The organism is Kribbella sp. NPDC051718 (assembly GCF_040681515.1).
Taxonomy (GTDB): domain Bacteria; phylum Actinomycetota; class Actinomycetes; order Propionibacteriales; family Kribbellaceae; genus Kribbella.
The window spans coordinates 1-10240 of the sequence record NZ_JBFAYZ010000027.1; the positions used below are offsets into that span (position 1 = coordinate 1).

7 protein-coding genes are annotated in these 10240 nt (G+C 62.0%); 4 read left to right on the top strand and 3 right to left on the bottom strand.

The genetic code is table 11. The features are described from left to right. Positions 1–115 precede the first annotated feature (115 nt). On the bottom strand, positions 116–1090 hold the full coding sequence (locus tag AB0M15_RS41700; protein ID WP_363832900.1) for an aldo/keto reductase: 975 nt from the start codon (positions 1088–1090) through the stop codon (positions 116–118). A 146-nt stretch (positions 1091–1236) separates the two neighbouring features. Between AB0M15_RS41700 and AB0M15_RS41705 the strand changes: the two genes are divergently transcribed. After that, complete coding sequence (locus AB0M15_RS41705; protein ID WP_363832902.1) at positions 1237–1992, top strand: DinB family protein; 756 nt, start codon at positions 1237–1239, stop codon at positions 1990–1992. A gap of 16 nt (positions 1993–2008) precedes the next feature. On the opposite strand, the gene AB0M15_RS41710 is transcribed toward AB0M15_RS41705, so the two are convergent. Together AB0M15_RS41710 and AB0M15_RS41715 are read right to left on the bottom strand one after the other, a co-directional pair. After that, the gene (locus AB0M15_RS41710) at positions 2009–3277 is read right to left on the bottom strand and encodes a M14 family zinc carboxypeptidase (protein ID WP_363832904.1); all 1269 of its coding nucleotides are present in this window, start codon (positions 3275–3277) and stop codon (positions 2009–2011) included. Continuing rightward, a complete protein-coding gene (locus AB0M15_RS41715) occupies positions 3171–3686 on the bottom strand; it encodes a M14 family zinc carboxypeptidase (protein WP_363832907.1) in 516 nt (171 codons plus the stop codon). Before AB0M15_RS41715 ends, AB0M15_RS41710 begins: the two co-directional genes overlap by 107 nt. 900 nt (positions 3687–4586) lie before the next feature. Between AB0M15_RS41715 and AB0M15_RS41720 the strand changes: the two genes are divergently transcribed. Genes AB0M15_RS41720 through AB0M15_RS41730 form a run of 3 tightly spaced genes read left to right on the top strand, consistent with a single transcriptional unit; the run spans position 4587 to position 10079 of the window. Continuing rightward, positions 4587–6086 carry an ATP-binding protein gene (locus AB0M15_RS41720; RefSeq protein ID WP_363832909.1) on the top strand — a complete coding sequence of 500 codons (1500 nt, stop codon included), beginning with the start codon at positions 4587–4589 and terminating at the stop codon, positions 6084–6086. Positions 6087–6102: 16 nt separating this feature from the next. Continuing rightward, positions 6103–7092, top strand: a complete 990-nt coding sequence (locus AB0M15_RS41725) for a PD-(D/E)XK motif protein (protein WP_363832912.1) — start codon at positions 6103–6105, stop codon at positions 7090–7092. Further along, a complete protein-coding gene (locus AB0M15_RS41730) occupies positions 7089–10079 on the top strand; it encodes a Z1 domain-containing protein (RefSeq protein ID WP_363832914.1) in 2991 nt (996 codons plus the stop codon). The genes AB0M15_RS41725 and AB0M15_RS41730 overlap by 4 nt, the downstream gene beginning before the upstream one ends. Positions 10080–10240 lie beyond the last annotated feature (161 nt).

Sequence of the window (10240 nt, forward strand, 5' to 3'; positions counted from 1 at the left end):
CTGCGCATCCACACAACCCCGGTTGTCCTCCCCCCGCCACTTGGGCCCCGCGCGGGGGGGGGGGGGCGGGGGGGGGGGGGGGGGGCCCCCCCCCCCCCCCCCCACGACCGATGACTCACCAGGCGTAGTCCTCGGGGGCGGTCTTGTAGCCCGGGAAGATTTCGTCGAGCTTGGCGAGGGCTTTGTCGTCGAGTTTGAGGTCGACGGCGCGGATCGCGGACTCGAGTTGGCCCATCGTGCGCGGGCCAACGATCGGCCCGGTTACAGCCGGCTGGTGTAACAACCAGGCGAGGGCGATGTCGCCGGGTGCATGCCCAAGCTCATCGGCGAGCGCCTCGTACTGTTCGATCTGCGGCCGCATCTTCTCGACGGCCTCCTTAGCGCGCCCTTCGAGCCGACGCACCCCCTCGACGTCCTTCCGCAGTACGCCGCCCAGCAACCCACCCTGCAACGGCGACCAAGGAATCACGCCAAGCCCAAACTCCTGCGCTGCCGGCAACACCTCGCGCTCCACATCCCGCACGATCAGGTTATAGATCGACTGCTCGCTGACCAGCCCGGTGTAGTTCCGTTTAGCAGCCTCGGCCTGCGCCTGAGCAATGTGCCAGCCGGCGAAGTTGCTGCTACCGGCGTACAGGATCTTCCCCTGCTGCACCGCGACCTCCATCGCCTGCCAAATCTCCTCCCAAGGAGTGGCCCGGTCGACGTGGTGGAACTGGTACAGATCGATGTAATCCGTCTGCAACCGCTTCAACGAAGCATCCAGCGCCCGCCGAATGTTCAGCGCCGACAACTTCCCCTCGTTAGGCCACCCATCGCCCATGTCCCCATAGACCTTCGTGGCCAGCACAGTCTTGTGCCTGTTGGCGGGATCCTTTGCGAACCACTCACCAACGATCTCCTCCGTCCGCCCCGGGTAGATCGACCGCCCATACCCGTTCGCGGTGTCGAAGAAGTTGATCCCAGCCTCATGAGCCGCCCTCATGATCGCGTGCGAGTCCTCCACACTCGTATGCGGCCCGAAGTTCATCGTCCCCAACACGATCCGACTAACCGACAACCCCGTACGCCCAAGCTGAGTGAATTCCATACCTCCCAACCTCCCTCGCCCACGCCCAGATTTCCAACAGAAGAATCCACTCAGTTCGATCACTCAGTCTTCTGAGTCCCCGGTACGCCGTACCGCCGACGCCCACCAATCTGGCGCGTACCGGACGCGTGCGACAGACTGCTGCGATGGCTGCTGAGTATGTCGAGACCGACCAGTTCCGTGGCGCCCGCATCCACCTGAGCGACCTGGCGGGTCTAGAAATCCGCGACTGCGAGGTCACCAACCTCAAGATCGTCGACTGCTACGGCGCCGACATCTCCCTAGGCGGCGACTTCAAGCGCCTACTCGTCAACGACATCGACGTAACCGCGTACGTCGAATCCGAACTGGACCGTCTCCACCCAGCCCGCGCCCTAGCCCGCGAGGCCCAGACTCCCGACGACTACAGGAAAGCCTGGGATGCCGTCGAAGCGCTCTGGGAGGCGACCCTCACCCGAGCCAGACTCCTACCCGAGGAAAAGCTGCACGAGCAAGTAGACGGCGAGTGGTCCTTCGTCGAAACCCATCGCCACCTCCTCTTCGCCAGCGACGCCTGGCTAGGCAACACCGTGCTGGAAGAGGATGCCCCGTACCACCCCTTGGGCTTCCCTGCTGGCGGGACGCAGCCCGACGATGCGGCGAAGCTGGGTCTCACCCTCAAGGCCACCCCAACCTTCGACGAGGTACTCGCCCCGCGCCGCGCCCGGATGGCCGTGATGCGCCGGGTTGTCGACAACCTCACGGAGGCCGAACTGGACCGAGCCTGCGCCCGGAAGCCGGCGGACTACTATCCCGACCAGGAATACATCGTCCGCCGCTGCCTCAAGGTAATTCTCAAAGAAGAGGCCGAGCACAACCGCTACGCAGTACGCGACCTCGCCGTACTAGAGGCTCGGACCTGAATCCACAGGCTCATCCTCAAGGCAAGACGGTCACGACGCGCTGCTTGGTGCCCGCCCGCGGATGACTGGCGATCGCGACCAGCCCTTCGACCGAAGCGGCGCGGACGATCCACGACGTCAGTACGCGATCGGCCGTACCGTCGTTGCGCGCCCCTCCGTCGAGCTGCAACGCGCTGCGCCCGCTGAGCTGTCCCAGCGTGACCCGATTCGGCCCACGTTCGATCGACGCCCCCGCGGGTAGCTGCAACTCAGCTGTCAACGGAAGTACCAGCTTCTCGCGAGTGGCCCGCGCACTGACCTGCGTCGGCAGCCACCCGGTGTTGGCGATGCCGACATCAACCCGCCACAAATCGTCCCCAAGCGCGGTCGCCTCGGCCCGCAAGATCTCAATGCACGGCGCAGCCAACGCCTGGTGCACGGCGAACTCGGCATGCGGCGCGACCTCTGCAGCCAGCAAACCCGCAGGCGGATTGGAGAGCAGCCGGAACCAGTCAGCGCCACCGATCTCGACCGGCCCAAGCTGCGGATGATCGAAGGCCCGCCAAGGCAGGTAGTACTCGCCGTGCGCATCGCTCCACTTCGCGATCGCCAGATCCTCCTCCGGCGACAACCCGACGTACCAAATATCAGTCGAGCTGCGCTTCCCCGTGGCCGCGTACACAACGTCCCAGAACTCGGTCGTCCAGGAGAACACCCCGAGATGCTCGTACGCCCAATCGGCGGACGCACCGCTCATCGTCTCCGTCTTGTCCCAGGTGAAATCCTCGAACACCGAATGCACCGGATAACCAGTGACTTCGGTACCCCGCCGACCGAGCTCCTTCCACGTCCACACATCCGTGGACGGGAGCGCCGAATCGGCCTGCGTACTGGAGGGCCGCAGCAGCACCCCGCCCGACGTGTGGTACGCGTTGTACCCGCAAATGTTGGGCCGCGCGACGATCGCCCGGATGAGCGAATCAATCTCCGGCTCACTCAACGGATGATCACCGGACCCGAGCACACCAGTGCCCCACCCAGCCGGAAAATTACGATTCATATCCAACCCCTGCGGCGCCCGCGGGGTAGGAACAGTAAAGCCATCAAAGTCCCGAATGGTGCCCTCAGCAAGCAACCGGTACCTCGTAACGCCACCCGGCACCACCCCATCGGCCGGCACCGGCACCATCACCCGCGCATCATCCACATGCGCGACCCACCCACCGTTGGGATCGGCGATGCATCGTAAGCACGCGCCCATCCCCATCAACATCATGCTCAACCAGCCCCGGCCACTGATGTGCATCCCGATAAGGCCAAGGCCGCATACTGCTACGCCGATAGATGGGGGAGTCCGCCAATGCAGCCTCGACCCCATCAGGATTAACCCGCGGCACAACATAAAACGTACGAGTCCTCAACGCAGCAAGCGCAGCCTCATCACCCCGCTCACCCGCCGTAACAAGATGCTGCAGCAAACTCAACGCCGCCACACCAGAGGTGACCTCCGTCGCATGAATATTGGCATCCACCCAATGCCCAGGCTTACTGTCATGCGTCCCCGTGCTCGCATCAGTAACCGTTGCAAGCAGCAACGACCGCCCTTCAAACGACGTCCCGTACGACTCGACACTTACTAATTCGGGATACTGCTCGGCAAGGTCCGCAAGCGTCTCCGCAAGTTCGTCGTACCGAAGAAAGCGATCAAGTTCCACCTGCGGACCCTACCCCGACACGAGGGCGACGGCGCGCCCCACGAGTCGTCGTCAGCGCCGGCAGCGGCGTCACCCGGCGAACCCTGGAAAGCTGCCATCGCGTCCCTACGCGCGTCAACGAATTGCCCGACCTACGCCCGCGCAGACAAGGGGAGAAGCGACCGTCTAGAGGTGGAACGTGTCCCGCAAGATCTGGATCAGCTGGCGGGCTGCCTTCTCATCAAGCTGCAGCGACTGGCTGCTCTTGGGAGTCGACTGTCGCTCATCGGATCCAAATGTTGTGAGATGCAGATATGTCTGACCGGACTGGTCTGTGAGTGCCTGGTAGAAGCAATCAACCTCCGTCGGGTGAACCCTGACGGCCTGCGTTCCGGGCTCGATTGAGCGAAGACGTGCCATTTGCTGCCTCCTAGTGTCGCGGTTCAAACAGCCCGGCGCACGGCAAGATAGCTGTGCGGTGCTGACATTCCCAGGGATCGGAGTTGCCGGCTCAGGTGGCTCCCGGCCGAACAGGGACGCACCAGACGGTACATGTCTAGTGGCGCAGGCGAACTCGAGCGGAATGAGCATCCCGAAGCCTGGATGTGCCTCCTGGGCGGAGGGCGTAGCAACAGATTGTAACGGTCGGCACGGCTTCACCGATAGGTCCATCGGGGAGGGACCGGCAACACGTTGCTGCGGCTGTGGCTGGGTTTTCGTGAGAACGGAAGATCCGATGGCCCGGGCGGTCTGGGCAAGCACGTTACGGCCAGGAAACGATCTGGCAGATGCAGTGGGGGAGTGCATGAGAATAGTAATTAGAGTCCGAACGAGCATCTTCCAACCAATCGGTCGAGCGCACCGGCCAGCAGGGCAGCCATGTGTGCGACGTTCCCCTGATCCGCGCGTGGCGGCCGACCGGTGAGCGGACCCGACGTCGTCGAAACCATCAAGCTCGAACCAGACGCCGGTCTGGTCAAGAGCCTCGGCGCCCACCACACTCTCGAGTCCGCAATCGCTGACCTCGTCGACAACTGTCTCGATGCTGGAGCGACCAAGATTGCCGTCCGCCTGCTGACTGAAAGCGACCGACTCATCCAGGTGGAAGTGATCGACAACGGTGGCGGGATGGACGCCGCAGCGGCCGACAAGGCGATGACTCTTGGTCACCAGCGCGAGTACTCTGACAACGATCTCGGCCACTTCGGCATAGGTATGAAGGCGTCTTCTTTTGGGCACGCCGATGTCCTCACCGTCTGGTCCTCGAAGAACGGCGCAGCACCAGTTGGGCGTCGCATTCGCCGTGCTGACTTCTCCAAAGACTTCTCGTGCGAGGTGCTGTCCGAGGATGCTGCGGGGGACGCCGAGGTCTACCGCAGGCGCGTGACAGGAGCAGGCCGCGGAACGTCGGTCGTCTGGAGCGCGCTGCGCGGCACTTACCGCGGTGCCAATCCCGAGGAGGCTCGGACGTGGATGGCGACCGCGGAACGTAGTCTCCGGTCGCATCTAGGCGTGACCTTCCATCGCCTCATTGCCAAGGATGTACTCGAAATCGAGATCCTGGTGGACGAGATGGACTATGCCGACGAGGGGATCGGCACGCCGGTCAAACCAATCGACCCCTTCGGTTACGCGAGATCAGGCCACCCCGACTATCCCAAGGCCATCGTCGCGGAATCCGGCGGTCAGCGGATCACGCTCCACTGCCACATCTGGCCACCGAAGGTCGACATTCCGGGTTTCCGGATCAACGGCAAGCCAGGGGACCGCTTTCAAGGCTTCTACATCTACAGGAACGATCGTCTTTTGCAAGTAGGTGGCTGGTCGGAAGTCGCCAACTCCTCGGCTCATCGCCAGCTCGCTCGTGTCGTACTCGACGAGGAGACTGCGATCGGCTCCTTCCTCACCATGAACCCGGAGAAGGCCGGCCTTCGCTTCGAGCCGATCTTCCGAGACGCGCTAGCTCACGCAGCGGCGAAAGACGGCACCGCCTTCGACGCGTACCTCAAGGACGCTGAGGCCTGCTATGTAGAGGGAAATCGACGAGTTAGCCAGCGGCGGCCGGTGATCTCTCCAGAGAAGGGCTTCGCGCCGAAGTTGCGAAAGTCGATCGAGACCGAACTGCCCTTGCTTCGATCCGACTCTCTCAATCTGCAATGGACGCGTCTCCCCGAGGGTGAGTTCATCGATGTGGACTTCGGGAACAGCACGCTGTGGATCAACTCCCGCTATCGCCACCTGTTTGCCCCCGAGCGGGGCAGCTTGAACGACGCGCCAGTGGTGAAGGCCCTGCTCTTCCTTTTGACACACACGGTCTTCGAGGGCGCACACCTGGGGCCGAAGGACAAGGACAACATTGCGCTGTGGCGCGCGATCCTAGGTGCGGCAGTTGAGGCCGAAGAGGGCATGCGCGGTGAGTGAGGCGGGGGCGTCGAGCATGACTGAGCAATCTGAGGACGCGCGCCATCTGTCGTTGGCGAACATCGATTTCTTATGGACGTCGGGGCACCCGGTAGTGCTCCCAATCGCCGGGACGCCTGCGTGCAAGCTAGATATCCACCCGGCCAACGGGACGATCACTCTGATCACTGCCTTCACCCCTCCAGAACCCGAGGTGGCGAAGTGGCGCAATATCAGGTTCAGGCCGGTCGACTCAGATGAAGGAGACCTCGCTGAACTCGCCGTGTCGGTGGAAGGCAACCTGCATGGCGTATATGGCCTCCTCAGCAGTGTGGCCGACCAACTTCAACTGCTCGGAGAACCGCTCGCAGCTGCAGTCGCCACCGCCGTCACGAAGCATCGCAATCTCTTCGCTGGAAAGGCCGGCCTCAGCGCCGAGAAAGAGTTGGGACTCTTTGGGGAGCTGTTGATCCTCGATTGCTTGATCGGAATGATCGGTTCAGGTGCTGCAATCGATTCCTGGCAGGGTCCGATGTCGGAAGAACACGACTTCGTGTTCAGCGACATCCACCTGGAGATCAAGACGACGTCGGGCGAGCAACGCCGGCACATGATGCACGGATTCACCCAACTCGTGCCGCTACGGAACGTTCCACTGAGCCTCGTCTCAATACAGCTGACTCGCACCAATCACAAGGGCGGATTGACCCTCGGCCAGATGGTCTCAGGCGTCCGGGCAAAAGCAGGGGGCTATCGCCCGATGGTTGACGCCAAGTTGGCGGCGATGGGATGGAATGACGTTGACGTGGAGCTTTACTCCACATTCTGGACGAAGCGGAACGATCCGCGCGCCTTCGACGTCGACGAGCGGTTCCCGGCTCTGACTGCGGCGCGGCTAGCTCCGGCTGTTCCCAACTTCGCGGTGGTCAGCGATCTCTCCTACCGCGTGGACCTAAGCCTATTCAGTCCCAGGACTCTGCCCGGAGCCTTGGCAGGCCTTGTTTCTGTTGATGAGGAGCAGTCATGACCGAGGTTCAGGCCGGCGCGTCGCCAGAGTGGGGCGCACCGCTCCGGAACCTTCTGCAGGGTTTCGCGGAGCAAGCTCCTGGTTCGCTGTTGCCGGCACTTGCACTGTTCGGCGGTGGTCAAGTCTCGGAAGCTGAGTTGGTCGCCTTCATTCAGAGTGCCCCCGTAAACAACAGCGCTCTCATCGCACTCCGCCTAGCGTTCGCCAAGTGGGATGCTAGCGACGACATTGTGCTGCTCGGACCCGACGGGGCTGAGACTGGCTCGGGAACGATCGCGCGACGACTCGCCGTTGTTAGTGCGTTGGGGTTGTCATGCGCGGCAGAGGAAGCGATCCGTGCCGTCATTCCAGTCCATCAGGAAGACACCATCGTCATCAGTCGGGAGTTCGAGCCCTGGTACGAGGAAGCGCGGCATCAGCGAAGTAGCCTCTACTGGGATCACTACGAGAAGTACCTTGCAGAGGTCAAGAAGTGGCCTGCGTCGTCGATCACGACCCTTGATCAAAGCACCAATTCGGTGATCGAGCGCCTCACCGATCCAACGCGCGTCGAGGTCAAGCAGACGAAGGGCCTTGTTGTTGGGTACGTTCAGAGTGGCAAGACGGCCAATTTCACCGGCGTCATCGCGAAGGCGGTGGATGCTGGCTATCGCCTGATCGTCGTCATGACTGGCACGATCGAGATCCTCCGCGCTCAGACGCAGCGCCGCATCGACATGGAACTCATGGGCGTCGAAAACGTCCTTGCTGGCCAAGACCCCACAGATCCGGAAGTAGCCAAGGGGCTCGACTATCAGCAGGACGAAGACTGGCTCGCTGGCAGGTTCGTCCAGCACTCCGAGCAGGCTCTGATTCAACCGGGGGTGGTACGGATCCGTCGGGTGACCACACATCACAATGACTACAAGAGCCTCCCACAGGGGATGTCGCAGCTTCGGTACGAGCGCCACGATAAGACGAAGCCGCTGAACTCTCCCGAGAACCTTCTTCACGCTGATGCCTACGTAGTCATCGTGAAGAAGAATTCGGCGCCGCTCAACAAGCTGATCAAGGATCTGAGACCGCTAAAGGCTGTCCTCAAGGAGCTGCCCGCGCTCATCATCGACGACGAGTCAGATCTCGCGTCGGTCAACACCAAGGACCCGAAGAAGTCGAATGACCGGACGACCATCAACAAGCTGATCACCGGCATGTTGGAGATCGTTCCGCGTGCGCAGTACGTCGGCTACACAGCAACACCATTCGCCAACGTGTTCATCGACCCCGACGACGACAGCAACCTCTTTCCGTCGGATTTCGTGCTCTCCTTACCCCGGCCCGAGGGATACATGGGCGTTCAGGAGTTTCACGACGTAGACCCCGACTGGGAGAACATTGAGAAGACCGTCGCTACATCCAACGAACTCGCCTATGCGCGCTCCATCGAGGGCCACCCGGATCACGATCCGGCCTTGCGCAGAAGGGAGCTCGGTGAGGCGCTCGATGCGTGGGTCCTGAGTGGCGCGATCAAGAAGTACCGCGAGTCCGTCGGCGGCGTGCTCCACCGGCACCACACGATGCTGGTGCATGAGGACGTGAGCAATATGGCCCACCTCAATTCCGCCTTCGTCGTGCGCTCTCTCTGGAACAACGGCAAGTTCACATCCGGTGAAGGACTCGCGCGGTTGCGGAAACTCTTCGACGATGACTTCCTGCCGGTGATGCTCGCCCGCGCAAACGGCGCCGTCGTTCCAACGAGTTTCGACGACGTGAAGCCCTTCGTGGCTGAAGCCATGGCTGACATGACGAGCGCGGGTTCGGACCCGGTGCTCATCGTCAACTCAGACAAGGCGATTCAGGATCAGCAGCAAGCGCTCGACTTCGATGCGGGGAAGGTCTGGCGGATACTCGTCGGCGGCGCGAAGCTCAGCCGAGGCTTTACCGTCGAAGGCCTCACGGTCTCATTCTTCCGTCGCAAGGCTGGACAGGCTGACACCCTCATGCAGGCTGGCCGTTGGTTCGGCTTCCGCGAGGGCTACCGCGACCTGGTACGCCTCTATATTCGACGGGATCTGAGAGTAGACCTCTACGAGGCATTCGAGGCTCTGCTCCTTGACGAGGAAGCCTTCCGTGACGAGCTGGCTAAGTACGCCGGCCTTGACGAGGATGGCAAACCGATCGTCGAGCCGCGACAGATTCCGCCGCTCGTCAGCCAACATCTGCCATGGCTAAAGCCGACTGCACGGAACAAGATGTTCAACGCGGTCGTGAAGTCGCGCGCGTCGGTCGGTACGTTCCATCAGTTGTCATCAATCCCACCGAGGAAGGAGAGGGCGAAGCACAGCGCGAACCTGGCCGGGGTGATCCTTCCGCTGCTGGCGAAGGCAACCCAAGACACGACATTGCCGTACACAGACAATGGGGTCGAGAAGACTCAGAAGGCCAAGGTCGGTCTCGTTGGCGCTGCCGAGTTCTTGAGCTACTTCGACAAGCTCACATGGCACCCTGACTACTCGAGCGTGATCGCGCCACTTCGGTCGTTTATCGCCACGGCAACGGATAATGATCGGATCAAGGACTGGGGAATCGTCTGGCCACAAAGGCAGACGCCCGGACGCATGCTCTGGCTTGAGGAGCTCGGGCAGGATGCGCCGATCTGGCGACGCGCGCGTCGCCAAGATCCGCGAATCGACTTCACTGGTGAGAACAAGCGCAACATCCTTGCTGCGAACCCATTGCCAGAAGGCAACGACTTCCCGATACTTGGGAACAGCAGCACTCGGGGAGTGCTAGTGATCTCGTTGGTCGCCGACCAGGACGAGACCAGCGAGACAGCTCACGTTGAGCTGGCCAATGTTGTTGGGCTCATCTCGTTGCGGGTTCCGGATAGCTCTGTGCGGAGCAAGCGAGATCTCATCCAATACACCGTCGTAGTGTCGGACAAGGCAAACGACGTGGCCGTCGACAACCCTGCCACGGAAAAACTGCGGAACCATCGTGATGTCTGACTCTGAGTTCGTTGACCTGCGGCCGAGGTTATGGGCGGATGCGTTTCCCTGGTTGGCCGGCCAAGGTGACCCTGCCCCGTTTTGACGGACATCCCAGATCAGGAGCAGTTGCTCCGGAAGGATGTTCATCATGGAGTCCATGGGCAAGAAGAAGCCAAGGC